The organism is Flavivirga eckloniae, from assembly GCF_002886045.1.
Lineage (GTDB): Bacteria > Bacteroidota > Bacteroidia > Flavobacteriales > Flavobacteriaceae > Flavivirga > Flavivirga eckloniae.
This window is the reverse complement of the sequence record NZ_CP025791.1, coordinates 3,566,376-3,591,092: the sequence shown is the minus strand read 5'-3', so window position 1 is coordinate 3,591,092 and position 24,717 is coordinate 3,566,376. Positions and strand designations below refer to the sequence as shown.

24 protein-coding genes are annotated in these 24,717 nt (G+C 33.0%); 13 read left to right on the top strand and 11 right to left on the bottom strand.

Features of this window, described 5'->3' with window-relative positions; genetic code table 11:
• Position 1: 1 nt before the first annotated feature.
• Positions 2-1,057 (top strand): glycosyltransferase, encoded by a 1,056-nt coding sequence (locus C1H87_RS14885; RefSeq protein WP_102756571.1) that lies wholly within the window; start codon positions 2-4, stop codon positions 1,055-1,057.
• Here C1H87_RS14885 and C1H87_RS14880 read toward each other — a convergent pair.
• Positions 1,031-2,074, bottom strand: a complete 1,044-nt coding sequence (locus C1H87_RS14880; protein WP_102756570.1) for a sensor histidine kinase — start codon at positions 2,072-2,074, stop codon at positions 1,031-1,033. The two genes, C1H87_RS14885 and C1H87_RS14880, sit on opposite strands and share 27 nt — an antisense overlap.
• A complete protein-coding gene (locus C1H87_RS14875; RefSeq protein ID WP_102756569.1) occupies positions 2,074-2,754 on the bottom strand; it encodes a response regulator transcription factor in 681 nt (226 codons plus the stop codon). Before C1H87_RS14875 ends, C1H87_RS14880 begins: the two co-directional genes overlap by 1 nt.
• A 215-nt stretch (positions 2,755-2,969) precedes the next feature.
• On the opposite strand from C1H87_RS14875, the gene C1H87_RS14870 reads away from it, so the two are divergent.
• Positions 2,970-3,314 carry a T9SS type A sorting domain-containing protein gene (locus tag C1H87_RS14870; RefSeq protein WP_102756568.1) on the top strand — a complete coding sequence of 115 codons (345 nt, stop codon included), beginning with the start codon at positions 2,970-2,972 and terminating at the stop codon, positions 3,312-3,314.
• A gap of 160 nt (positions 3,315-3,474) precedes the next feature.
• Complete coding sequence (locus tag C1H87_RS14865) at positions 3,475-4,455, top strand: LuxE/PaaK family acyltransferase (RefSeq protein WP_102756567.1); 981 nt, start codon at positions 3,475-3,477, stop codon at positions 4,453-4,455.
• A 409-nt stretch (positions 4,456-4,864) separates the two neighbouring features.
• Here the strand turns inward: C1H87_RS14865 and tyrS are convergent, their stop codons facing one another.
• Positions 4,865-6,160: a tyrosine--tRNA ligase gene (gene tyrS, locus C1H87_RS14860; protein ID WP_102756566.1), complete on the bottom strand. Its 1,296-nt coding sequence runs from the start codon at positions 6,158-6,160 to the stop codon at positions 4,865-4,867.
• Between the two features lie 177 nt (positions 6,161-6,337).
• On the opposite strand from tyrS, the gene C1H87_RS14855 reads away from it, so the two are divergent.
• Positions 6,338-7,339 carry an NAD-dependent epimerase/dehydratase family protein gene (locus C1H87_RS14855; RefSeq protein ID WP_102756565.1) on the top strand — a complete coding sequence of 334 codons (1,002 nt, stop codon included), beginning with the start codon at positions 6,338-6,340 and terminating at the stop codon, positions 7,337-7,339.
• Here C1H87_RS14855 and C1H87_RS14850 read toward each other — a convergent pair.
• The 3 genes from C1H87_RS14850 to C1H87_RS14840 are packed head-to-tail and all read right to left on the bottom strand — an operon-like array spanning position 7,314 to position 9,940.
• Positions 7,314-7,868 (bottom strand): DUF4296 domain-containing protein, encoded by a 555-nt coding sequence (locus tag C1H87_RS14850; protein ID WP_102756564.1) that lies wholly within the window; start codon positions 7,866-7,868, stop codon positions 7,314-7,316. The genes C1H87_RS14855 and C1H87_RS14850 overlap by 26 nt on opposite strands.
• The gene (locus tag C1H87_RS14845; protein ID WP_102756563.1) at positions 7,865-9,211 is read right to left on the bottom strand and encodes a dihydroorotase; all 1,347 of its coding nucleotides are present in this window, start codon (positions 9,209-9,211) and stop codon (positions 7,865-7,867) included. The genes C1H87_RS14850 and C1H87_RS14845 overlap by 4 nt, the downstream gene beginning before the upstream one ends.
• 6 nt (positions 9,212-9,217) lie before the next feature.
• Positions 9,218-9,940 (bottom strand): polyprenol monophosphomannose synthase, encoded by a 723-nt coding sequence (locus tag C1H87_RS14840; protein WP_102756562.1) that lies wholly within the window; start codon positions 9,938-9,940, stop codon positions 9,218-9,220.
• 124 nt (positions 9,941-10,064) lie between these two features.
• Here C1H87_RS14840 and C1H87_RS14835 point away from each other — a divergent pair, with 124 nt between their 5' ends.
• Positions 10,065-10,712 carry a DUF4271 domain-containing protein gene (locus tag C1H87_RS14835; protein WP_102756561.1) on the top strand — a complete coding sequence of 216 codons (648 nt, stop codon included), beginning with the start codon at positions 10,065-10,067 and terminating at the stop codon, positions 10,710-10,712.
• Positions 10,713-10,733: 21 nt separating this feature from the next.
• Positions 10,734-11,483, top strand: a complete 750-nt coding sequence (locus C1H87_RS14830) for a uroporphyrinogen-III synthase (protein ID WP_102756560.1) — start codon at positions 10,734-10,736, stop codon at positions 11,481-11,483.
• A gap of 118 nt (positions 11,484-11,601) precedes the next feature.
• Here C1H87_RS14830 and pckA read toward each other — a convergent pair whose 3' ends face one another.
• Positions 11,602-13,218 carry a phosphoenolpyruvate carboxykinase (ATP) gene (pckA, locus tag C1H87_RS14825; protein WP_102756559.1) on the bottom strand — a complete coding sequence of 539 codons (1,617 nt, stop codon included), beginning with the start codon at positions 13,216-13,218 and terminating at the stop codon, positions 11,602-11,604.
• 60 nt (positions 13,219-13,278) lie between these two features.
• On the bottom strand, positions 13,279-13,677 hold the full coding sequence (locus C1H87_RS14820) for a DUF423 domain-containing protein (protein ID WP_102756558.1): 399 nt from the start codon (positions 13,675-13,677) through the stop codon (positions 13,279-13,281).
• An 80-nt stretch (positions 13,678-13,757) separates the two neighbouring features.
• Here C1H87_RS14820 and C1H87_RS14815 point away from each other — a divergent pair, with 80 nt between their 5' ends.
• Complete coding sequence (locus tag C1H87_RS14815; RefSeq protein WP_102756557.1) at positions 13,758-15,122, top strand: saccharopine dehydrogenase family protein; 1,365 nt, start codon at positions 13,758-13,760, stop codon at positions 15,120-15,122.
• Positions 15,123-15,456: 334 nt separating this feature from the next.
• Positions 15,457-15,927, top strand: a complete 471-nt coding sequence (locus C1H87_RS14810) for an Lrp/AsnC family transcriptional regulator (protein ID WP_102756556.1) — start codon at positions 15,457-15,459, stop codon at positions 15,925-15,927.
• Positions 15,928-16,258: 331 nt separating this feature from the next.
• On the opposite strand, the gene C1H87_RS14805 is transcribed toward C1H87_RS14810, so the two are convergent.
• Entirely contained in the window at positions 16,259-17,800 is a 1,542-nt protein-coding gene (locus C1H87_RS14805; RefSeq protein WP_102756555.1) for a glycine--tRNA ligase, read from the bottom strand.
• Positions 17,801-17,957: 157 nt separating this feature from the next.
• Here C1H87_RS14805 and C1H87_RS14800 point away from each other — a divergent pair, with 157 nt between their 5' ends.
• The 5 genes from C1H87_RS14800 to C1H87_RS14780 all read left to right on the top strand — a co-directional run bounded on the left by C1H87_RS14800 (position 17,958) and on the right by C1H87_RS14780 (position 23,476).
• Complete coding sequence (locus C1H87_RS14800; RefSeq protein WP_102756554.1) at positions 17,958-18,815, top strand: hypothetical protein; 858 nt, start codon at positions 17,958-17,960, stop codon at positions 18,813-18,815.
• A 355-nt stretch (positions 18,816-19,170) separates the two neighbouring features.
• Entirely contained in the window at positions 19,171-20,358 is a 1,188-nt protein-coding gene (locus C1H87_RS14795; RefSeq protein WP_102756553.1) for a hypothetical protein, read from the top strand.
• Positions 20,315-20,749 (top strand): ASCH domain-containing protein, encoded by a 435-nt coding sequence (locus tag C1H87_RS14790; protein WP_102756552.1) that lies wholly within the window; start codon positions 20,315-20,317, stop codon positions 20,747-20,749. The genes C1H87_RS14795 and C1H87_RS14790 overlap by 44 nt, the downstream gene beginning before the upstream one ends.
• Before the next feature lie 46 nt (positions 20,750-20,795).
• On the top strand, positions 20,796-21,473 hold the full coding sequence (locus tag C1H87_RS14785; RefSeq protein WP_102756551.1) for a ComF family protein: 678 nt from the start codon (positions 20,796-20,798) through the stop codon (positions 21,471-21,473).
• Between the two features lie 395 nt (positions 21,474-21,868).
• Positions 21,869-23,476, top strand: a complete 1,608-nt coding sequence (locus C1H87_RS14780; RefSeq protein ID WP_102756550.1) for an Ig-like domain-containing protein — start codon at positions 21,869-21,871, stop codon at positions 23,474-23,476.
• Here C1H87_RS14780 and C1H87_RS14775 read toward each other — a convergent pair.
• Positions 23,463-24,242: an amidohydrolase gene (locus tag C1H87_RS14775; protein ID WP_102756549.1), complete on the bottom strand. Its 780-nt coding sequence runs from the start codon at positions 24,240-24,242 to the stop codon at positions 23,463-23,465. The two genes, C1H87_RS14780 and C1H87_RS14775, sit on opposite strands and share 14 nt — an antisense overlap.
• Positions 24,221-24,670 (bottom strand): hypothetical protein, encoded by a 450-nt coding sequence (locus C1H87_RS14770; protein WP_102756548.1) that lies wholly within the window; start codon positions 24,668-24,670, stop codon positions 24,221-24,223. The genes C1H87_RS14775 and C1H87_RS14770 overlap by 22 nt, the downstream gene beginning before the upstream one ends.
• Between the last annotated feature and the right edge of the window lie 47 nt (positions 24,671-24,717).

The window sequence follows — 24,717 nt, the reverse complement described above, 5'->3', positions numbered from 1 at the left end:
TATGAAGAAACGAATTTTAGTTGCTCCTCTTAATTGGGGTCTTGGACATGCTACAAGAAGCATTCCTATTATCTATGAATTAATAAAACATGGTTTTGAACCAATTATAGCGAGCGATGGCGTTGCTTTAACGCTTCTACAAAAGGAGTTTCCCAGACTGTCGTCTATAGAATTACCATCTTATAATATAACTTATGCTAAAAAAGGAAAGCATTTTAAATTAAAGATGATCAAGGACTCGCCCAAACTCCTTAAAGCAATAAAAGCTGAAAAAAAAGTCACCAAATTTATTGTGGAAACTCATGGTATTAAAGGGATTATTTCCGATAACCGACTGGGGGTTTATAACAAAAATGTGCCTTCGGTTTTTATAACCCATCAATTAAATGTTTTAACAGGAAGCACAACATGGTTAAGCACTAAAATGCATCAAAAATTCATAAAAAAATTTGATACATGCTGGGTTCCAGACACTCCTGAAGATATTAATTTAAGCGGAAAGCTAGGGCATAGCAATAGTTTTGAAATCCCTACGGAATACTTAGGTCCTTTAAGCCGATTTGAAAAGAAGTCTTTAAAGATTGAGAATGATTTAATGGTATTACTTTCTGGCCCCGAACCTCAACGTACACTTCTTGAAAAAAAGATTTTTTCTGAATTAAAATCTTATAAGGGCAAAGTACTTTTTGTTAAGGGTGTTATGGAAAAGGAGCAAACGATCCAAATTATTGGAAATGTTACTATTTACAATTTTATGACTTCTAATTTACTGGAAAAGACCATTAATAAAAGTGACATCATTATGTCCAGATCTGGTTATACCACTATTATGGATTTGGCTAAGCTGAACAAAAAAGCCTTTTTTATACCTACGCCTGGGCAGTTTGAACAGGAGTATTTAGCAAAACGATTAACAGATTTAGGGATAGCACCAAGCTGTAAACAGGCAGATTTCACAATAGATAAATTAGAACGTGTATCTTCTTTTGAAGGTTTAAAAGCTTTTGATTACAGTGTAGATTTTAAAAGGCTATTCAACTTTTTCGAGCGTGAATGAAAATTCACTTCCCACACCAAATTCGCTTTCTACATATATTTTTTCGTTATGGGCTTCTATAATATGCTTAACTATGGAAAGCCCTAAGCCTGAACCTCCTTCTTTTCGAGATCCGCTTTTATCAACTCTATAAAAACGCTCAAATAAACGAGGCAAGTGTTCTTTCCCTATACCTTCTCCATTATCTGTAACACGAACTATGACTTTATTTTTTATAAGGTTTTCTATGCTAACCTCGGTAGTACCTTTTACTCTACCATATTTTAAAGAGTTTACAATTAAATTTGCAAGAACCTGTTGTATACGCTCCTTATCTGCTTTAACTAATACCTGTTTATTATAATCGGTATCGAAAGTAAGTGTAATTCTTTTTTTACTGGCTTTCATCTCCAACATTTCAAATACATTTTCAACCAGTTCAACAATATCAAACTCTTCTATGTTTAAACTTAAATCACCAACTTCTAATTTGGTTATCATATCTAGGTCTTTAATAATATAACCTAGTCTCTCAATACCCTTACTGGCTCTTTCTAAATACTTTGCTCGTATTTTCTCATCATCCATGGCACCATCCAATAATGTAAGGATATATCCTTGCACAGTAAATAATGGTGTTTTTAATTCGTGAGACACGTTTCCTAAAAACTCTTTCCGGTATTTTTCACGAACTTTTAAGCTCTCTATTTCAATTTTTTTATCTCGTGCAAACTTATCAATCTCCTGGGTAAGTGTTCGCATATCGGTAGTAATAGGGCCTTTACTTAAGTTAGCAGATTCTAAAAGTGTTAAATCATCATATATCTTTTTAACACGTTTGTATATATAGCGTTCTACCCTAAATTGAATAACAAAAAAAGAAAAAATATAAATGCATACAGCAAAAGCCAGTGCATGAAGCCACTTAAACTCATATAAATAGTACAAAAAAACACTCACTAAGAGTGTTGTGTATATTGTTATATGAAGTGACGTTTTTACCGAAAACTTATATGACCTCTTAAATTTTGCCTGCATTATTCTACAAACTTGTAGCCTACTCCTTTTATTGTTTTAAAACTGTTATCGCCTAATTTCTCTCTTAGTTTACGAATGTGCACATCTATGGTTCTACCTCCTACAACAACTTCGTTACCCCAAACGGCATCAAGAATTTCGTCTCTTTTAAAAACCTTTCCTGGTTTAGATGCTAGTAAAGATAGTAATTCAAATTCTTTTCTTGGTAAAATAATTTCTTCGCCTTTCGAAACAATCTTATACTCATCCCTATTTATTACCAAACTTCCTATTTTAACGGTATCGGTAACATCTTCCTCTTTAAATCGCCTTAAAAGCGCTTTTACTTTACTAACTAAAACTTTAGGCTTTATTGGTTTTGTTATATAATCATCTGCACCGGCATCAAAACCTGCAACTTGCGAATAATCTTCTCCTCTAGCGGTTAAAAAAGTAACGATACTATTCTTTAAATCTGGATTTTTCCGAATTAATTCACATGCTTCTATGCCATCCATCTCAGGCATCATGACGTCTAAGATAATTAATTGAGGAAGTTCCTTTTTTGCTTTTTTAACACCTTCATGACCATTCTCTGCCGTTATAACCTGATAGCCTTCACTTGATAAATTATACCCAACTATCTCTAAAATATCCGGTTCATCATCAACTAATAATATCTTAATATCACTCTTTTTCATACTTAAACAATAAGTTATATTTATTTCTTAAAGTAAATATAAAACTAATAAAAACGGTATTTATACCATTTTATTAATATTCTAAAATAAATAACATTAACGTAACAGACAAGTTACAGTAAATTAAACTTTCGACCAAACAACTAAATCTTTAACAGTTTTTTGGCATCACTTTTGTTGTAATTTATTACCTTTATAATGTTGAAAATGAGTGTATGAAAAAAAACTACTTATTCATTTTATTATTAGCCATAGCATTTACAGTAACCCAACAAGGGGTTGCTCAAAGCAGTGTTAATAAAAACCCGCCTAAGCAGCAAAGTATAAAGGGATTATCTATTTACCCAAACCCTGTTGCTATTGGTAAACCTTTCATATACCTAACTTCTAAACGTAATTTGTCTAAAAAAATTGAGCTCTTTGATGTTTTAGGAAAAAAAATTCGATCCCTTGTTTTAACAGGTAAACGATTAAATATTTCTAATTTAAACAAGGGCGTATATATTTTAAAGATTACTGAAAACGATATTAGCGAAACAAGAAAACTAGTAATTAAATAATACTTACTACATATCCATAAACTTAAAAGCGTTACTTATATAGTAACGCTTTTTTATTTTATATATTTTTGTCTTTCTGATAAAAATTGTCTTAGAGTTAAATTATTTTCAAATGAAACCGTGATATATAAGATCCTACCCAAAGGTTCTTCGAATAATTATGATGGATACCAATTCTATTTTCAACATTAGCAATCAATCTGAATTTGAGGATTTGGCTCTACAGGTTTTTAAATTTCAATTCGAAAATAATCGTATTTATCGTTCTTTTTGCGATTTATTATACAAGCACCCTAGTGATATAAAAACTATTAAGGATATTCCTTTTTTACCCATTCAGTTTTTTAAATCGCACAAAATACTAAGCTCCAAAGCTCCTATAAAAACTACGTTTTCAAGTTCTGGAACCACCGGAAGTATTACAAGCAAACACTACGTAACGGATTTAGATATTTATACGCAAAGTTTCACCAAAGGTTTTCGGCAATTTTACGGAAACATTGAAGATTATGTAATCCTGGCATTACTCCCTTCTTATTTAGAACGCGAAGGATCTTCTTTAGTGTACATGGTAGATGCCATGATTAAACAATCCAAATATACCGAAAGTGGATTTTATTTAAATAACCACGCAGAACTAAAAGACACTTTAACAGATTTAGACTCTCAAGGAAAAAAGATATTGTTAATAGGCGTGTCTTTTGCACTGCTCGATTTGGTTGAAACTTATCAGTTTAATCTAAACAACACCATTATTATGGAAACTGGTGGTATGAAAGGGAGAAGAAAGGAGCTAATCAGGGAAGCGTTACACACAGAACTAAAAATGGGTTTTGGGGTAGACGCGATACATAGTGAATATGGTATGACCGAGCTTTTAAGTCAGGGCTATTCAAAGGGGCATGGCATTTTTAATTGCCCAGATTGGATGCGTATTTTAACACGAGACACCGAAGATCCGCTCACTATTCAAGCACACGGTAAAACGGGAGGAATTAATGTTATTGATTTAGCCAATGTAAACTCCTGTTCCTTTATTGCTACTCAAGATTTGGGGCGGGTTAATAGTAATGGAACTTTCGAAATTATTGGCCGTTTTGACAATTCGGATATTCGCGGATGTAATCTTATGGTACTTTAATTAATGTGAATCTTGTTTAAGAGGTCAAGATGTCACTTCGAGTGAAACTCTGGAAGAATTTAGCACTTCGACTACGCTCAACAGAACTATCGAGAAGCTTTTTTTGACAAAAATTTATTGGTTTTCGATACGATCCCGAAGAAAATCGGGATCACTCAAACTGACATAAATTTTCTTACCTAAGGATACGTTAATTAATCTGAGTCGATAAATAGTTAATTTATTCTAAATCAACTTAAAACTGAGGTATGTATGCTTCGACAAGCTTATCATGACAAATTAACTTTAATCTGTGTAAGTTATTTAAAATAGATACGACCAAACCACCAGCTAAGAAAAAGAAAAATTTTTAGTTTTTAGTTGGTTGGTTAAATAGAAAGCCTGATTTGCTTAAATCAGGCTTTCGTTTTTATACTATTTGTAATACGAAGTAATTTTTCTTTCCACGCTGTAACAGCACAAACTTATCGTTAATCAAGTCCTTTGCTGTAATGCTGTAATCGTCTTTTACTTTTTCTTTATTTACAGAAATAGAGTTCTCTTTTAGTGCTCTTCTAGCTTCTCCGTTAGATTTTAGAAACCCTCCTTTTTCTGCTAAAGCGGCAATTATATCTAATCCTCCATTAATATCAGATTGAGATATTTCTGTTTGAGGTACACCTTCAAAAATATCTAAAAATGTTTGCTCATTAAGCCCTTTTAAATCTTCGCTTGTAGATTTCCCAAAAAGGATGTTGCTAGCTTTAATAGCGTTTTCTAAATCATCTTTAGAATGCACCATCATTGTAATTTCTTCGGCTAAACGTTTTTGTAAAACGCGTAAATGTGGTGCTTCCTTATGTGTTTCAATAAGCTTATTTACTTCCTCTTCATTTAAAAAAGTAAAAATCTTGATATACTTTTCAGCATCCTCATCACTAGAATTTAACCAGTATTGATAGAATTTATACGGTGACGTTCTTTTAGCGTCCAACCACACGTTACCGCCTTCTGACTTTCCAAATTTAGAACCGTCAGATTTTGTAATTAATGGACAGGTTATAGCAAACCCTTTTCCGTTACTAATTCTTCGAATTAACTCAGTTCCGGTTGTAATATTCCCCCACTGGTCACTACCTCCCATTTGTATGGTGCAGTTATCCTCTTTATATAAATGAAGAAAATCGTATCCTTGAACTAATTGATAGGTAAATTCAGTAAAACTCATGCCTTCAGCCCCTTCTGAAGAAATCCTGTTTTTCACAGAATCTTTAGCCATCATATAGTTTACCGTAATGTGCTTACCAACATCGCGAATAAATTCAAGAAATGAAAACTCCTTCATCCAATCGTAATTGTTCACTAAAACGGCAGCATTTTCGGCATCGCTTTCAAAATCTAAAAAGTGCGATAACTGTGCTTTAATAGCTTCTTGATTATGACGCAATGTTTTTTCATCTAACAAATTACGTTCGTTCGATTTACCTGAAGGGTCACCAATCATTCCGGTTGCCCCACCAACTAAAGCGACAGGCTTATGCCCACAACGTTGGTAATGTGCCAAAAGCATGATAGGCACCAGATTTCCGATGTGTAAAGAATCTGCCGTAGGATCAAACCCCACATAAGCACTACGCATACTTTCCATTAAATGCTCATCGGCTCCTGGCATTACGGTATGTATCATACCTCTCCATGTTAACTCTTCAACAAAATTCTTTATCATTATTATTAATTTTTAAAAAACTATGCAAAGATAAAAATCACTGCATAATTACTTAGGTATTATGCATAATTCTTTATTTTGAAAAGCATTCCCTGAATTTATTGAAAAATATCAAGTTGGAAATACTTTTAACTCAAACCATAATCAAAAATTTTAAATATTCATTACTTTAGTCGTATGATTTTAGTAACAGGAAGTACAGGCTTAGTTGGTTCTCATTTACTTTATAAGCTCGCTAGCAATAATGAGAAAGTAAGGGCTATTTATAGAACAGAACGCAAGCTTGATCATGTAAAATCTGTTTTTGCTACTTATACTTCTAACTATGAATCCCTTTTTAATGCTATTGAATGGGTGAAGGCAGATCTTTTAGATATTCCTTCGCTATCTGATGCGTTTAAAGGTATTACCCATGTGTACCATTGTGCGGCATTCGTCTCTTTTGAACCGAACAAATATCAACTTCTGCGGAAAACAAATATAGAAGGCACAGCAAATATTGTAAATCTGTGCTTATCAAATACTATAGATAAGCTTTGTTATGTAAGCTCCATTGCCACTTTAGGAAAACCTGTTAACAACGAAGAAATAACAGAAGATACGGTTTGGAACCCAGAAGACGACAATAGTGTTTATGCAATTACAAAGTATGGTGCAGAAATGGAAGTATGGCGTGCTACTCAAGAAGGTCTTAATGCTGTAATTGTTAATCCTGGTGTTATTTTAGGAGCTGGTATTTGGCGCTATGGCACTGGTAGTTTTTTTAAAAAAGCGCATAAAGGATTTAAGTATTATACGTCTGGAACGATTGCTCTTATTGCTGTTCAAGATGTCGTTTCAATTATGATAACACTTTTAAAAAGCGATATTATAAATGAGCGCTTTGTTCTGGTTGCCGAAAATTGGACTTATAAAAGGTTTTTACATGCCTTATCGAAATCGGTTAATACGAAACCTCCAGAAAAAATGGCGAGTAGCAGATTGCTAAAATTGGCTTGGAAATTAGATTGGTTAAAAACTACATTAACTGGTAAACGAAGACAGTTAACAAGACACATTACCATATCTTTAACAACAGAAAGCAAACACAGCAGCAATAAAGTTAAGACTGCTTTAAATTACAAGTTTAAACCTATAGATGAAACAATAACTGCTATTGGGGATCTTTATCCGAAATAGGAGCTATTAAACCTTTTTTCTCGTGAAGCACTTCCTGCACTAACTTTTCAACTAAGGTATCTTTCTTTTTAATCACTTTTAAAGAGTCCTGATATTTCACCAAACCTAAAGAGTCCATTTCCTTAAATATCAACTTAAGCGAATCGCTCTTTCTTTTTGCTTTCTCAATCCTCAACTGTTCTTCTTCTTCCCTAAACTTAACCTTAAGTGCTTCCAAACTATCCTTTACCTTAACATAAATGGCTTCGTAGTCTTTTGCATAAAACGCATAATAACTATTACTTAAAGCAAATTGCAAGCTATCGATATTATGCTTTTCATAAACATACGTATTCACATTAACCCCATGATCCTCCATCATTTTCCGGTTTACAGTACTTGCCGAAGCTATTAATTTAGCATCAATTATAATATCTACCATTTTCTCTTTAGATATTAAATTATGCGGCTTCTCCGGTTTTTCCATATTATAGCAAGCCGTTGCAGCTATAAGAATACCTAAACAAAGGGTAACTCGTTTTAAAATCATCTATTAAAAGTTAATCGTTTGGCTGCTTTTATATCGCTAAATTTACAATTTTCGTATACTATACTACCATTTAAAAAGGTATGTGTAATTCTGGATTTAAATGTTGTCCCTTCAAAAGGCGACCATCCGCATTTATACAAAATGTTGTCCTTATTTACAGTCCACGGATTATTTAAATCCACTAACACCATATCGGCATAATAGCCTTCTTTAATAAAGCCTCTTTTTTCAATCTGAAACAAAATTGCCGGGTTATGGCACATTTTTTCAACCACCTTTTCTACAGAAATCTTACCCTTATGGTGCATTTCCAACATAGCTGGTAGCGCATGATGCACCAATGGCCCTCCAGACGGTGCCTTAGTATAAACATTTTCTTTTTCTTCTAATGTATGTGGTGCATGATCGGTTGCAATAACATCAATACGGTCGTCTAATAAAGCCTCCCATAATTGTGTTCTGTCTGCCTCGGTTTTCACTGCCGGGTTCCACTTAATAAAAGTACCTTTTGTATCGTAATCTTCATCATTAAACCACAGGTGATGGATACAAACTTCTGCAGTAATCTTTTTTTCCTTTAAAGGAATTTTATTACTGAATAAATCTGTTTCCTTTCCTGTTGAAAGATGAAATACATGAAGCCTCGCTCCTGTTTTTTTCGCTAATTCTATAGCTCTGGAAGAAGATAAATAGCATGCTTCTTCGCTTCGAATAACAGGATGGTTTTTAATAGGAATATCGTCTCCAAACTTTTCAATATGCTCTTGGAAATTCTTTTTAATAGTAGTTTCATCTTCGCAATGAACCGAAATAACCATATTGGTACTTTTAAAGATTTTCTCCAATACATCTAAATCATCAACCAACATATTGCCTGTTGATGACCCCAAAAACAATTTTAATCCGGCTGCTTGATTTGGATCTAATTTTAAAATTTCATCTAAATTATCATTAGTTCCCCCAAACATAAATGAATAATTGGCAGACGATGTTTTTGAAGCTATCTCGAATTTCTCTTCTAATTTTTCAATAGTTGTAGTTTGCGGATTTGTATTTGGCATTTCTATAAAGGACGTAATCCCGCCTGCAATAGCTGCTCTGGATTCCGTTTCGATATTTCCCTTATGGGTTAAACCTGGTTCTCTAAAATGAACTTGATCGTCGATAACTCCGGGTAATAAATATTTCCCCTCGGCATCTACAACTTTTACATCGGCAGATTTTACGCTTATAGATTTGCCTATCTGTTTAATGTATTCGCCTTCAATTAATATATCGCCATTAAAAGTAACGCCTTCATTTACAATATTTGCATTCTTAATAAGTGTCGATCTTAATTCCATATATGTTTATTTTTTAAAAAAACTTTTTAGCTTCATAGAGATCACTCCAAATACAGCTTCTGAAATTATACCAGAACTTAGTTTTGATTCTCCTTTTGTTCTATCTGTAAAAATAACGGGGACTTCTTTAATTTTAAACTTCTTTAAATAGGCTTTAAACTTCATTTCAATTTGAAACGCGTAGCCAATAAATTTTATCGCATCCAAGTTTATCGCTTCAAGCACTTCACGTTTATAACAAACAAAACCGGCTGTTGTATCATGTATTCTCATACCTGTAATAATGCGTACATACTTTGACGCAAAATAAGACATTAAAACACGATTCATAGGCCAGTTAACAACATTTACACCTTGTACATACCTGGAACCGATAGATAAATCTGCGCCTTCAACATCGCATGCTTTGTATAGTTTTATTAAGTCTTTAGGATCGTGCGAGAAATCGGCGTCCATTTCAAAAATATACTTGTACCCTTTGTTCAAACACCATTTAAAGCCATGAATGTAGGCTGTACCTAATCCAGATTTTTCTTTTCGAACTTCCAAAAACAACCGCTTTGGAAAACCAACTTGCAATTCTTTAACCTTTATAGCTGTAAGGTCTGGTGAGTTATCATCAACAATAAGGACATGAATACTATCCGATTGGGAAAAGACAGCCTTAACTATAGCTTCAATATTTTCTATCTCATTATATGTTGGAATGATAACTACTGTATCCTTCATTCTCTAACTTTAGTTAAAAATCTATTTTAATTTTTAGCAAATGTACATTAATAAGCGTTTATTTTTTTTAAATATTCCTTAATAATTATAAGTGTAGTGTAAATAATTATAATAATTTTATAGCATGCTTCGGGATATTGTATCAAATGAATTATATACGGTTTTATTAGTTGCTGGGCTGCTTATTGTGGCCATTGCAAAATTGACTTCCCCTAAACGTTTCGACGACTTCATTTATGTTTTAGGTAACTCTAAATATCTTAAGATTTATTCCAGAGATCAAAAATTCCTGGACAAATTTGATGCTTTATTATTTAGCAACTTAATTCTTTCGGCTTCTGTTTTTAGCTTTATAGCTTACCGCCAAATAAACAATGGAAGTAGGCTCTCAATAGATTTAATGTTTAAAATAGCCTTTAGTATTTGTGTGTTTATTTTAATAAAAGTACTTATAGAAAGGCTTATTGCCAGCATCTTTGAAATTGACAAACTAATAGATCAATATCTTTTTCAGAAAATTAGTTACAAAAATTACATAGGTCTTTTATTACTCCCAATAAATGCTCTACTACTTTTTAGTTTTAAACCAACTTTGCCGGTAATATATTTTATAATTGTTTTATTGCTAATTGTTAATATTATTGGCATCATTACATCCTTTAAAACACATCAAAGTTTAATAAAACGTAATTATTTTTATTTTATTTTGTATCTTTGCACTCTCGAAATCTCACCTTATATTATTTTATACAAGGTGTTCATTGCCAACTAATAGGACAAACTACTTGCAAGTATGAAAGTAAAAACAATTCTAGTATCTCAACCCGAACCAAAAATAGAAAACTCACCCTACTTTGATTTACAAGAAAAACAAAAGGTAAAAATAGATTTCAGACCTTTTATTCATGTTGAAGGCGTATCTGCAAAAGAGATTAGACAACAAAAGGTAGATTTAAACAATTATACTGCTATTATTTTAACTAGTAGAAATGCGGTAGATCACTTTTTTAGAATCGCTGAAGAAATGAGGTTTAAAGTTCCAGACACCATGAAGTATTTCTGCCAGTCTGAAGCTGTTGCCTTCTATCTTCAAAAATATGTGGTATATAGAAAACGTAAAATTTATGTTGGTAAACGAACGTTTGCTGAATTATCTCCATTAATTAAAAAATATAAAGAAGAAACATTTTTATTACCAAATACAGACAAAGTAAAACCGGCAGTTCCTGAAACCTTAAATGCTTTAGGAGTCAACTGGAAACAAGCTACTTTTTACAAAACTGTAGTAAGTGATTTATCTGATTTAGCCGATGTGTATTACGATGTTTTAGTATTTTTTAGTCCTTCGGGAATAGAATCTTTATTTCATAATTTCCCAGACTTTAAACAAAATGATACGCGCATTGCCGTTTTTGGAAATACAACGATAAAAGCTGTAGAAGAAAAAGGATTACGAGTAGATATTGCTGCTCCAACACCTGAAACGCCATCAATGACCATGGCACTACAGAAGTATATTGACAAAGTCAATAAAGGAAAATAAACACTTTTTATTATAAGCAAAAAGGGATGATTTTTTCAAATCATCCCTTTTTAATTTAACTAGTATATTAATATAGTCATACCCGACTAATTTATTAATGATTCACGCTATGTTAAAATTAAAACGCATAACGTTGTGGACCGCCTCGTCTGATTTCCTCATTACAATGAGCTTCAAACTTTTTGAAATTCTCACGAAACGCATTGGTTAGCTTAAACGCCGTTTTGTAATAGTCCTCATCATTATTCCAAGTAGCTCTTGGGCTTAAAACGCTTGTCGGTACTCCTGGACATTCTCTGGGTTGTGCTACACCAAAAACGGAATGGATATGGTAATCGTCGTAGTTATACAATCCCAAGTGACCATCTAATACAGCCTTAATCATGGCACGAGTATATTTTAATTCCATGCGCTTTCCAATTCCGTAAGGACCACCGGTCCAACCTGTATTTACCAGCCACACATTAACGCCAGATTCTTTCATCTTTTTACTTAACATTTCTGCATACTTGGCAGGATGTAGCGGCATAAAAGGCGCTCCAAAACATGCCGAAAAAGACGGTTGCGGTTCTACAACTCCAGCTTCGGTTCCTGCAACTTTTGCCGTATATCCCGAAATAAAATGGTATGCCGCCTGGCTAGGAGTTAGTTTCGATATTGGAGGCAATACACCAAAAGCATCGGCAGTTAAAAAGAAAATATTCTTTGGATTCTTCCCAATTGAAGGTACTTTAATATTTTCGATATGCTGAATAGGGTAACTAACTCTGGTATTTTGAGTAATTGAACTATCCTCGAAATTTACATTACCATCGGCATCTAAAGTAACATTCTCTAGAATAGCTCCTCTTTTAATAGCATCGTATATTTCTGGTTCTTTATCTCTAGATAGGTTTATAACCTTAGCATAACAGCCACCTTCGAAGTTAAACACCGAATTTTCACCCGTCCAACCGTGCTCATCATCACCAATTAAGCTTCTGTTTGGATCTGTAGACAGGGTTGTTTTCCCAGTTCCAGATAATCCGAAGAAAATAGCAGTATCACCATCCTTACCTACATTAGCACTACAATGCATTGGTAACGTTTTTTTAAATACTGGAAGTATAAAATTTAATGCAGAGAAAATACCTTTTTTAATTTCACCTGTATACCCAGTACCACCTACTAATGCTATTTTTTTGGAAAAATTCAAAATAGCAAAATTATGCTGGCGTGTTCCATCTATTTCTGCATCTGCCATAAAACCAGGTGCATTTACGACTATCCATTCCGGATCGAAACCCTTTACCTCTTCATTTGTGGGTTTCAAAAACATATTATAAGCAAATAAATTGCTCCAAGGATATTCGTTAATAACGCGAATATTTAATTTATGATCTTGGTCTGCACAAGCATAACAATCTCTTACAAAAACTTCCTTCTCAGACAAATAATCAACAACCTTTTCATACAATGCATCGAATTTATCAGGATCGAAAGGAATGTTAATGTCTCCCCACCAAATACGATCCCGAGTTATATCATCTTTAACAATAAATCGGTCTTGCGGAGAGCGTCCTGTAAACTCACCTGTGTTAACAGCCAGAGCTCCAGATGAAGCTTCTACCCCCAGACCTTTTTCAATAGTAATATCATGAAGCTGATCTGGTGAAAGTTGATACTTTACATCGGCATTTTTAATTCCATATGCCTCCAACGAAATCGTTTTCGTAACTTGATTATAATTTACCATAATTTGCTATAAAATTATTTATTGTGCAAAACTAAGATATTTATTTTAAACAATTTATTATTAATCTCCGTTTTTGGGCTTAATCTTTAAGAAATTCACAATTAAAAACCCCCATGTTAAAATGAGAAGTAATCCGCCTATTGGAGTTACAAATCCAATGGTTTTAAAATTAAAAGTTGTTAACAAGTTTGTTGCCAATCCATAAATAGATCCAGAGAATAAAATGACCCCTATTACAATTAAATAGTACAAAATCTTTTTTGCACTTTTTTGAAGATCTGAGTTTGTCCCTACAAACAATAGTAAAATAGCATGATACATCTGATATCTCACACCTGTTTCAAAAGTTTGTTGTGCCTCAACCGTAATTAAATCTTTTAATGCATGTGCGCCAAATGCCCCAAAAGCAACAGCCAAAAAACCAAAAATGGACGCTGTGATTAATATTTTTTTGTTCATAATATGTATAACGTTATGGCTATTAAAACCTATTCTATTTATTAAATTCGTTGTTACAAAATTAATTAACTATTATTACTATGCGAAAAATTTTGGTTATTGGTTCCGGTAAATCAGCTTCCAGTCTTCTAAAATATTTGTTAGATAAATCAACATCAGAGAACCTCTTTGTTACTGTTGGTGATGTAAACCTTAATGCGGCAAAAAAACTGGTTGGCAATCATAAAAATGCTGAAGTCATATTGTTGGACATTTTTGATGAAACATCACGCACCAATGCCATTAAAAATGCAGACATAGTAGTTTCAATGTTGCCTGCCCGTTTTCATATAGAAGTGGCTAAAGATTGTGTTTTGTATGGTAAACACATGGTTACGGCTTCTTATGTGAGTCCGGAAATGCAGGCTTTAAATGATGAAGCCAAAGCCAAGGGTCTGGTGTTAATGAATGAAATTGGTGTCGATCCGGGTATTGACCATATGAGTGCCATGCAGGTTTTAGATAACATACGTAATAATGGCGGGAAAATAATCTTATTTGAATCGTTTACTGGTGGTTTAGTTGCTCCCGAAAGCGATAACAACCTATGGAATTATAAATTTACATGGAACCCCAGAAATGTAGTTCTGGCAGGGCAAGGTGGTGCTGCCAAGTTTTTACAGGAGGGTACTTATAAATACATTCCTTATCACCGTTTATTTAGACGTACTGAGTTTTTAGATGTTGATGGTTTTGGACGTTTTGAAGTGTATGCTAACAGAGATTCTCTTAAATACCAAAGTGTTTACGGGCTCGATCATGTTAAAACATTGTACAGAGGTACTATGAGACGTGTTGGCTTTAGTCGAGCGTGGAATATTTTTGTGATACTGGGAATGACAGACGACAGTTATACGATTGATGATAGTGAAAACATGAGCTATCGCGATTTTATAAATGCTTTTTTAACCTACAGTCCGTTTGATTCTGTAGAACTAAAATTAAGGCATGCACTTAAAATAGACCAAGACGATATTGTGTGGGACAAGCTTGTAGAACTCGATATTTTTAACTCCGAAAAAAAGGTAGGTCTTAAAAAAGCAACTCCAGCGCAAATACTCCAAAAAATACTTATGGATAGCTGGACACTTGATCCGGATGATAAAGACATGATTGTTATGTATCATAAATTCGGTTACGAAAAAGACGGTAAAAAGCATCAAATCGACTCGAATATGGTTGTTTTAGGCGAAGATCAAACCTATACAGCTATGGCCAAAACAGTAGGTTTACCGGTTGCTATGGCAACGCTTGCTATCCTTAACAAAAAAATCACAACACCTGGTGTTCAAATACCTATTAGTAAAGAGGTTTACGAGCCTATTTTAGAAGAACTTAAAACGTTTGGTGTTTATTTTCATGAACGCGAAGTGCCTTATTTAGGGTATAACCCTTTGAATAATTGATATTCGAATATTGCTCACAATTATCTCAATCGATACCCGACTGAAAACTGAAAGATAAGGATAGCTAGCCCTTCCGAATTGCCTTCTTCTTTTTGAACAACGTCCAATAGTTTCAGATTAGTTCTGATTCTCCAGACCCGACAGGTCTCACTTCGACGTCATTCTGAACAGATATAGTCATTACTAAGCATAGTTTTGTTTTTATGCTTTCAGTTGGGCTATACTAAACGAATACATTTTGATTGCTCTTAAAAAGCTCGATTAAAATACTTCATATCGTTTTTAGTTTCGATTTGAAATCAAATAGCTATTTTTATGTTTTAAAATTCAACTAATGAAGTCTAAAAACAAGCCTATAATAATAGATGGTATCGACAAAAAGATACTACGTGCTTTAACCACCGATGCCCGAACACCTATTCTGGAAATTGCAAGACATGTTGGTATTTCTGGTGCTGCTATTCATCAACGTCTTCGGAAATTAGAAAAGTCTAAGCTCATTTCTGGCTCTCAGTTCATTATCGATCCTAAGGTTTTAGGCTATTCAACCATGACCTTTGTTGGTATTTATCTTGAAAAGGCTGTAAATACGGAAGATGTTATTAGAGCTTTAAAGAAAGTTCCTGAAGTTTTAGAATGCCATTACACTACTGGCGACTGGAATATCTTCATCAAAATGTTGGCTTACAATAATAGTCATTTGATGCTATTACTAAACAACAAAATTCAAACAATTGTAGGCGTATTAAGAACAGAATCTATCATTTCTTTAGATCAGCAAATTAATCGACAAATAAAGATTTAAAGGATTCTATATTATGTCGAGTTAATGTGAATCCTGGCTCTGGCAAGAACATCTTGCATAATGACAAACTTAACCATGATATCACATGTAAAGTTGGAATTGCTTTGGGATACAGGTTTTATAAAGATAAAAAATCCCAAACGGGACGTTCGGAATTTTAATTTATAAGATTCCTTTTTTCAAAGGAACACTTTGTCATTCAGAAGCCTTGCCTGCCGGCAGGCAGGTTCGCTACGCTCTGAATGACAAAAACCCAATCATTCATTAAAATGATTGGGTTTTGATTATTACTTTTTAGAATTTCAGAGATTCCTTTTTTCAAAGGAATTTGTTACATCTTCATTAACCAAGAACGCACATCTACTTCTTGTTTAATAATATCTCTTAAATCTTCTATTTTAACACGTTGTTGTTCCATTGTATCTCTATGACGAATGGTAACCATATTATCTTCTAAAGTATCATGATCTACAGTAATACAAAATGGTGTTCCGTTGGCATCTTGCCTTCTGTAACGTCTTCCCACAGCATCCTTTTCATCATAAATTACGTTGAAGTCCCATTTTAAATCATCTACAATCTTACGGGCAATATCGGGTAAACCATCCTTTTTAACCAATGGTAAAATAGCTGCTTTTACTGGCGCTAATACACTTGGCAATTTTAAAACTGTACGTGTTGTTCCGTTTTCAAGTTCTTCTTCTTGTAACGAATTTGAAAATACGGCTAAAAACATTCTATCTAAACCAATGGAGGTTTCTAAAACGTATGGCGTGTAACTCGCGTTATCTTCATGATCGAAATACTGTAATTTCTTTCCTGAGTATTCTTCGTGAGCTTTTAAATCGAAGTCTGTACGCGAATGAATCCCTTCTAATTCTTTAAATCCGAATGGGAACTTGAATTCAATATCAGCAGCTGCATCTGCATAATGCGCTAATTTTTCATGATCGTGGAAGCGGTAATTATCTTCTCCCATTCCCAATGATAAATGCCATTTTAATCTGGTTTCTTTCCAATGCTCGTACCATTCTTTTTGAGTTCCTGGTTTTATAAAGAACTGCATTTCCATTTGTTCAAACTCCCGCATTCTAAAAATAAACTGTCTTGCTACAATTTCATTTCTAAAGGCTTTACCTGTTTGCGCAATTCCGAATGGAATTTTCATACGCCCTGTTTTCTGAACATTCAGGAAGTTTACAAAAATACCCTGTGCTGTTTCCGGACGTAAGTATAAATCCATCGCAGAATCTGCAGAAGCACCAAGTTTGGTTCCAAACATAAGGTTGAACTGCTTAACGTCTGTCCAGTTTTTACTTCCAGTTAACGGATCGGCGATTCCTAACTCTTCAATAAGCGCTTTTACATCAGCCAAATCTTCATTTTCTAAAGACTTTGCTAACCTAGAAAGTATCGTATTTATTTTTTCTTGATATCCTAAAACACGTCCGTTTGTAGAAACAAATTCTTCTTTGTTAAATGCATCTCCAAAACGCTTGGCTGCTTTAGCAACTTCTTTATCTATTTTAGCTTCTATTTTAGCACAATAGTCCTCAACCAAAACATCGGCTCGGTATCTTTTTTTGGAATCTTTGTTATCGATCAACGGATCGTTAAAAGCATCCACGTGACCTGAAGCCTTCCATGTGGTTGGATGCATAAAAATAGCGGCGTCTATCCCCACTATATTTTCATGCATTTGTACCATCGCTTTCCACCAGTAATCACGGATGTTTTTCTTTAACTCTGCACCGTTCTGTGCATAGTCGTAAACTGCACTTAATCCATCATATATTTCGCTACTTTGAAATACATATCCGTATTCCTTTGCATGCGATATAACCTTCTTAAATTGATCGTCTTGATTTGCCATGCTGCAAAAATAAAAAACCGCTTTGAACTGAAGAGAGTTTCTTTACAAAAAAACAATATTTAAAGTGTTTTTTATGTTATGAGATTTTACAGATTTAAAATGTTAAGTTACAATCAATTATTTGTTAGTTTTTATAAGTTTGTACAACTAAAACCTCATGAAAATAAAATTCCTAAAAAATAGTATTAAAATTTTGTCCTTGCTTATTGGTCTTTCTGCATTTTCACAAAGCCCCTGGACACAAAAAAAAGGCAAATTTTATATGCAACTTTCATTTACTACTATACCAAATTATGATACTTTTTTCGGCGACCCTGATTATACTATTTCTGGAAAAATTACAGATAATACCATTCAATTTTATGGAGAATATGGTTTTTCAGATAAAACCAGTTTGATTGTAAACGTTCCTTTAAAGTTAATCTCAATTAGTGATTTTGAAAACCCTCTGATTGATTGTGCTGGAGATTGCTCTGAAGATTTTAATGAATCAGCACTTGGGAATCTAGAAATAGGTATTAAACATAACTTCTATAAAAAAGATTGGATACTTTCCGGACAATTTTCTATTGAAGTAAATACAGGCTCTTATGACGATGTTTCTGGAATTAGAACAGGTTATAACGCATTTACATTTACACCCCTTTTTTTAGCAGGGAAAAGTTTTGAAAAAACTTATATTCAAAGTTTTATTGGCGCTAACATTAGAACCAATGATTACAGTTCTAACTTTAAAGTTGGCGGGGAAGTAGGGTATAAGATTACCAAACATATTTGGTTAATTGGTTTTGTAGATATTGTAAAATCTTTAAAAAACGGAAACATTGTGTTGCCCATAGAAAACACTTTCACGGGTTTCTATGTAAACGACCAAGATTATGGTGCTTATGGTTTTAAAGGTATTGGAGAAATTACAGATAGATTTGGCTTAACAGCTGGTTTTGGTGGTGCTTTTTTTGGAAACAACGTAGCTAAACAAGCCGCTTTAAATGTTGGAGTTTATCATAAGTTTTAGTTTGTATTACCACAAATTCATAAATAAAAGATAGGCTCCTAAATATTCTCTAGACCAAAATTTAGTTCTTAGTTTTTATTTAAGTTTACATGAATATTTATTCACAATAAATGATTTATTCATTAGTTAATTTATTCTTTCCAAAGGTATGCTATGCCTGTATTAACTTATTGAATTAGAACGAAATCAAATCATTTAAGATTATAAAGAATTAATTGAAAATAAAGAGGGTATTTTGAATGCTTATTATAAATGATTGGCTATAATTAAGGTTGTTACCAAAACTTCTTAAAATGGAACAAATCCAAAATATAGGAATTTTCCTTCTAAATTATTGTTTTTGTATATTTGTAATATGAAGATCGAAATTTTAAACAATAATTCCTTAAGATTAGCTGGGGTTAGACATGACTATAAAACAATCGAAGCCAAAGAGATTGATGAGTTAGTCGAAAAATTTTTAAATACTCCAAAAGGTGAAAAAAAACACCACTTTAGAGATAAAATTACATCTTTAACTAGTGATATTAAAAATAGTAAAATAAAGGTTATTCAAGATATAAATGGAATTAAATTAGGTGTTTGGGGTGGAAAAATAAACACTAATGAGGTTTTTATATCATTTATAAGAACTACTAATTCAAAATTATCAAATACCTTATTTAATCAACTAATAAATGATTTAATAAATCTTACAATATCCAGCGCTAAAAATTTCTTAATTATAAATAATGAATACTTATCAGAACTCCAAAAAGAGCAGTTGGAATCCTATGGTTTCTTGTTAAAATTAAACCAATGGGTTAAAATAGTTGACAAAGGTGTTTTTAATTCTAAAGATTATTTTGATAAAAATGTAATTACATCAAAAGTATTAGATAATAATATTATCACGAAGGAACTCTTGAAGAATGAAGTAAATTACAAGCTTCAAATGGAGCGATTATTATTCCCTTTAAAATTTGAAGATTTAGATATTCCGACGTATATAATACCTATTAAACCTTTTTGGGCTAGTCAATTATTCGATTATCATACAGAAGGGAGTTTATTTGGAACTAAAGCTGAGTTATCATGGAATAGAGAGAACGTATATTATAGAAGCGTAAAACCCGTATCAGAAAAAGTTCCAGCTCGAATACTATGGTACACCAGTAGTAAAACAAATAATCAAAACGGGAGGGAAAGAAGTATTATTGCTTGTTCATATTTAGAAAGTGTAAATATTGGTAAGCCAAAAGATTTATTTAATAAATTTAAGCACCTCGGTATTTATGAATGGGGAGATGTTTATCGTTTGGCTAAAAATGATATCAACACAGACATAAAAGCTTTAGAGTTTAGTGATACAGAGGTTTTTAAGCATCCTGTTAGCCTACAACGAATTAATGAAGTGCTTCAAAAAAATGAAAGAAAAAAGAACACTTTTCCCTCTCCTTTAAAAGTAAACAGTAAAATTTTCAATGAAATTTATAAACTAGGAACAGAAGACCAAATCAATGAGCAAAATAATTGTCTTATCCATAAAACCAGAATTTTCTAATCGTATTTTCAATGGTTCAAAGAAAATAGAATTGCGAAAATCATCACCCAAAATTGATAATGACGATATAATTATTATATACAACACAATGCCTGAAAAAGCAGTTGTTGGCATTTGTAAAATAAAAGAAGTCATAGATTCCACACCTAAAGAAATTTGGAATAATTATTCGGAAATCTTAGGGATTGATGAGAAACGATATTTTGATTATTATTTAGGCAGAGAAAAGGCTATTGGGTTAAAAATTGATTGCTTCAGAAGGTTTAAAGACAAAATCACATTGAAGGAAATAAAAGACTTTATTCCTGATTTTTCACCTCCCCAAACTTTTAAATATTTCAGTAGAACGACAATAATGGATTCTTACAAATGGGCTAACAGTTTAAGGTAGTATTCGTACGTATGTTATTTGCATTTACAAAAAGGCTTTACTAATAATGCTCAGCTCAATAATCAACCTATTCTTCCCAAAAGTATGCTACGCATGCCATAATCTACTGAATGACAATGAAAAGACCATCTGCACAGATTGCAGACACAACCTCCCTATTACAAATTTCCATTTTAATAATGATGATACGGTTACAAAAGTTCTTTACGTACGAGCCAAAATTGAAAACGGTACAGCACTTTTGCGATATGAAAAAAAGGGGATCGTTCAACAACTCATCCACGGATTAAAGTATAAAGGTTATGAAAACATCGGTTTGTTTCTTGGAAATTGGTTAGGAGGCGAATTAAAAAACATCGAATCTTATAATTCTATTGATCTAGTAATTCCCGTGCCCCTTCATAAAAAGAAATTCAAAAAGAGAGGGTTTAATCAGGTTTCAAAATTCGGTCAACAAATTGCGAAAGACTTAAAAGCTAACTATAAAGAAGATGTGTTGTTAAAAGTAACCAACACCAAATCGCAAGCCAATAAAAACCGCTTAGCACGTTGGAATAATAGTGATGAATTATTTACGCTTGTTAATTCTGATGCTATTAAAAACAAACATATCTTACTGGTAGACGACATTATTACCACAGGCGCTACACTAGAAGCCTGTATTGCAGTATTAAATCAGGCGAAAAACGTAAAAATAAGTATTGCTACTATGGCAATAGCTTAATAAGCAAGTAGCCTGAAAAGTAAAATGTAAACCATATTGAGTACTTCGACTACCCTCGGGCTTTATAGAAATATGTTTAACTTTCCAATAAATCGTTTACACCTTTGTTCTCTACACAGACCAGTCAGGTTTTGAAAACCTGACTGGTCTCAAAGTAAATTACATCTTACCTATATTGAACTCATCGAAATATAATTGACCAATGATCAATATCGGTTTCAACAAGCTCAACCTGACAAGATAAGCTTTAATTACTTTTAAGGCTTCCAATTTTCGGTTGAAATTATTTAAGTTGATAAAAAAGAATCAAATTACACACATTACTACAATGTTGAATTGGTATTGATCGTTATATCTCCAAAATTACGTAGGTTTGTGCTAAATTTAAATTGGTAATGAATAAAACGCTTTCAAATTTTATTTTAATAGTTTTTTTAAGCTTATTTTTTATAAACTGTGCTAACCGAGGAACTCCCGGTGGAGGCCCGAAAGATGAAGATCCTCCTGTTATTATTAGGTCTCTTCCAGGGAATTATTCAACCAATTTTAAAGGTAAGGAAATAAAAGTTTATTTTGACGAATATGTTAAAATTAAGGACTTACAAAAGCAGCTTATTATTTCGCCTCCAATGAGTACACAACCGGAAATTACGCCTATTGGGGGTGCAAGCAAATATATTACCATTAAAATTCACGATACGCTAGAACCCAATACCACGTATGCCTTTAACTTCGGAAATAGTATTACCGACAATAATGAAGGCAACCCGTTTCCGTACTACAGGTATGTGCTATCAACTGGTGATTATATTGATTCCCTTAGTGTAAATGGTAATATTGTAGATGCCTTGAAAACTCAACCGGAAACTTTTGTTTCGGTAGCTTTATATGAAGTTGATTCTACGTTTCACGATTCGATTATTTATAAAGAAACTCCTAAATACATTACCAACACATTAGATAGTCTTACCACATTTTCTATTGAAAACCTTAAAGAAGGCAAGTACATGCTTATCGCTTTAAAAGATAATAATGGCGATAATAAATTTCAACAAAAGTCAGACCAAATAGCTTTTTATAAAGACTTTATCAATGTCCCTACAGACTCACTTTATACCCTAAAACTATTTAATGAAACGTTAGATTATAGAGCCACCAAACCTCGATTAATATCTGGTGAAAAAATTGCTTTTGGATATGAAAGTGATTACAGAGGCATGGCTATTAACTTACTATCTGATGTACCTTCGGAATTTGAATACCGTATAACAAAGGATCCAAAAGCAGATAGTCTTAACTTTTGGTACAAACCAAAACTTGAAGTGGACTCGCTCCTTTTTAATGTAACGCATCCTACTTTCGAAAAGGATTTTACGGTAAGAATTAGCAAGCAAAAAAGAGACACCTTAATAATTATGTCGGCTCCAAATGGTATTATTCGTTATAAAGAACCTGTTAAAATTTCTGGTAGCACGCCTCTAATTAGCTTAGATGCTTCTAAAATCACATTAATCGATCAGGATTCCATTCAGGTAGATTTTACTACCGAATTTGATACCATTGCAAATACGTATTCTTTCAATTTTAACAAAAAAGAAGATTTCGCCTATAATATGCAAATATTTCCGGAAGCTTTTATAGACTTTTTTGACGATACGAATGATACTTTAAACCTTTCTTTTAAAACGAAAAAAGAATCTGAGTATGGTTATGCCCGTTTTACATTGGTAAATGCTGAATATCCTCTAATTGTTCAATTAACAGACAAAGACGGTAAGGTAGAATTCGAACAGTTTGTAGAAAATGACGAGCCTTTAGATTTTCAAAACCTAAATCCTAAAATCTATTTTATTCGCGTTATACACGATGCTAATGGAAATGGGCAATACGACGCAGGTAACTATCTTAAAAAGATACAACCAGAAAATGTTAGTCATTTTCAAGAAATAGAAATTAGGGCCGATTGGGGGCTTTCTGAGACACTTCAATTTACTCCAGAGTAAAGTCGTCTCTATCGTCTAAAAACTTTAGCTTATTTCTGTAGGCCTGTACATGTTTTTTTTCTAATGTAACTACTTCTATTTGTTCCTTAGCGGGTTCTATAGACGTAATCGTATTACCCAAAACATCGTATACTGCAGAATGTCCTGAATACTCACTATTAACACCATCAATTCCAACGCGATTTACACCAATACAATAACTCATATTCTCAATAGCCCGAGCTTTTAGTAAAGCATCCCAGGCAGATACTCTTGGTTTGGGCCAGTTGGCAACATATAACAACACATCATAATCCTGCGTGTTTCTTGCCCAAACGGGAAAACGTAAATCGTAGCAAATTAACGGACAGATTTTCCAACCTTTATAATCTACAATCAGTTTTTTAGTGCCTGCCGTATAAACTTTATCCTCACCTACCAATGTAAAAGTATGTCGTTTATCATAGTGCTGAATAGTTCCAGACGGTTCTACAAAAAGTAACCTGTTGTAATAATTATTATCCTCTAAAACCACAAAACTCCCAACCATGGCAGTATTAAACTGTGATGCTGTAGATTTCATCCATGCTACAGTATTTCCATCCATAGTTTCTGCTACATTTTCGGCATTCATGGTAAACCCTGTTGTAAACATTTCCGGAAGCACAATTAAATCAACCGCTTCCGAAATGTTTTTTATCTTTTCAGAAAAATTTTCAAGATTCTGTTTTGGGTTTTCCCAAATTAAATCCGATTGAATTAATGCTATTTTAAGTTGATCTTGCATTTATTTAATTTACCTTCAAATTTATCTCTTTTATACTTTAGTTTTTCAACTTTTTCAACCCATTTCATTTCTTTAACTGGCGATAATCTACCTCTTTTCTTTAAGCTTTCGTATTTAGCCACAGCCCTATTATATTTACTACTAGCTTTATCAAAATTAGATTGTGCCTTTTCTTTCTTTTTAAAAGCTTTTTCTGCCTTTTTTGCGTTTTTATCAGCCTTTACACGTTCAGCTTCTAAAACTTTCTGCTCTTTTAGAGTCTCTAAAATTTCTATTTTTTCTTCAACAGATAACCTACTTGTTATGTCTACATTATTTTCTAAAATAGTTTTTCCTTTAACCTTATAAGTAGCTCCATTAAACACAACCTCTTGCGCTTGTATGGTTAACGATGCCGCCAAAAACAATAATACTGCAAATAATTTCATGACCTTTTTTTTAAATTGTTATATGATTTTAGACCACATATCAATTA

Bases quoted from the DNA above. Each gene is read 5' to 3' on its own strand.
- C1H87_RS14775 (WP_102756549.1), bottom strand. From the start codon at position 24,242: ATGCAAGATCAACTTAAAATAGCATTAATTCAATCGGATTTAATTTGG.
- pckA (WP_102756559.1), bottom strand. From the start codon at position 13,218: ATGGTAAATTATAATCAAGTTACGAAAACGATTTCGTTGGAGGCATAT.
- C1H87_RS14835 (WP_102756561.1), top strand. From the start codon at position 10,065: ATGCTTCGGGATATTGTATCAAATGAATTATATACGGTTTTATTAGTT.
- C1H87_RS14780 (WP_102756550.1), top strand. From the start codon at position 21,869: ATGAATAAAACGCTTTCAAATTTTATTTTAATAGTTTTTTTAAGCTTA.
- C1H87_RS14885 (WP_102756571.1), top strand. From the start codon at position 2: ATGAAGAAACGAATTTTAGTTGCTCCTCTTAATTGGGGTCTTGGACAT.
- C1H87_RS14850 (WP_102756564.1), bottom strand. From the start codon at position 7,868: ATGATTTTAAAACGAGTTACCCTTTGTTTAGGTATTCTTATAGCTGCA.
- C1H87_RS14785 (WP_102756551.1), top strand. From the start codon at position 20,796: ATGCTCAGCTCAATAATCAACCTATTCTTCCCAAAAGTATGCTACGCA.
- C1H87_RS14795 (WP_102756553.1), top strand. From the start codon at position 19,171: ATGAAGATCGAAATTTTAAACAATAATTCCTTAAGATTAGCTGGGGTT.
- C1H87_RS14855 (WP_102756565.1), top strand. From the start codon at position 6,338: ATGATTTTAGTAACAGGAAGTACAGGCTTAGTTGGTTCTCATTTACTT.
- C1H87_RS14800 (WP_102756554.1), top strand. From the start codon at position 17,958: ATGAAAATAAAATTCCTAAAAAATAGTATTAAAATTTTGTCCTTGCTT.
- C1H87_RS14770 (WP_102756548.1), bottom strand. From the start codon at position 24,670: ATGAAATTATTTGCAGTATTATTGTTTTTGGCGGCATCGTTAACCATA.
- C1H87_RS14875 (WP_102756569.1), bottom strand. From the start codon at position 2,754: ATGAAAAAGAGTGATATTAAGATATTATTAGTTGATGATGAACCGGAT.
- C1H87_RS14865 (WP_102756567.1), top strand. From the start codon at position 3,475: ATGATGGATACCAATTCTATTTTCAACATTAGCAATCAATCTGAATTT.
- C1H87_RS14845 (WP_102756563.1), bottom strand. From the start codon at position 9,211: ATGGAATTAAGATCGACACTTATTAAGAATGCAAATATTGTAAATGAA.
- C1H87_RS14830 (WP_102756560.1), top strand. From the start codon at position 10,734: ATGAAAGTAAAAACAATTCTAGTATCTCAACCCGAACCAAAAATAGAA.
- C1H87_RS14810 (WP_102756556.1), top strand. From the start codon at position 15,457: ATGAAGTCTAAAAACAAGCCTATAATAATAGATGGTATCGACAAAAAG.
- C1H87_RS14820 (WP_102756558.1), bottom strand. From the start codon at position 13,677: ATGAACAAAAAAATATTAATCACAGCGTCCATTTTTGGTTTTTTGGCT.
- C1H87_RS14840 (WP_102756562.1), bottom strand. From the start codon at position 9,940: ATGAAGGATACAGTAGTTATCATTCCAACATATAATGAGATAGAAAAT.
- C1H87_RS14815 (WP_102756557.1), top strand. From the start codon at position 13,758: ATGCGAAAAATTTTGGTTATTGGTTCCGGTAAATCAGCTTCCAGTCTT.
- C1H87_RS14790 (WP_102756552.1), top strand. From the start codon at position 20,315: ATGAGCAAAATAATTGTCTTATCCATAAAACCAGAATTTTCTAATCGT.
- C1H87_RS14870 (WP_102756568.1), top strand. From the start codon at position 2,970: ATGAAAAAAAACTACTTATTCATTTTATTATTAGCCATAGCATTTACA.
- C1H87_RS14805 (WP_102756555.1), bottom strand. From the start codon at position 17,800: ATGGCAAATCAAGACGATCAATTTAAGAAGGTTATATCGCATGCAAAG.
- C1H87_RS14880 (WP_102756570.1), bottom strand. From the start codon at position 2,074: ATGCAGGCAAAATTTAAGAGGTCATATAAGTTTTCGGTAAAAACGTCA.
- tyrS (WP_102756566.1), bottom strand. From the start codon at position 6,160: ATGATAAAGAATTTTGTTGAAGAGTTAACATGGAGAGGTATGATACAT.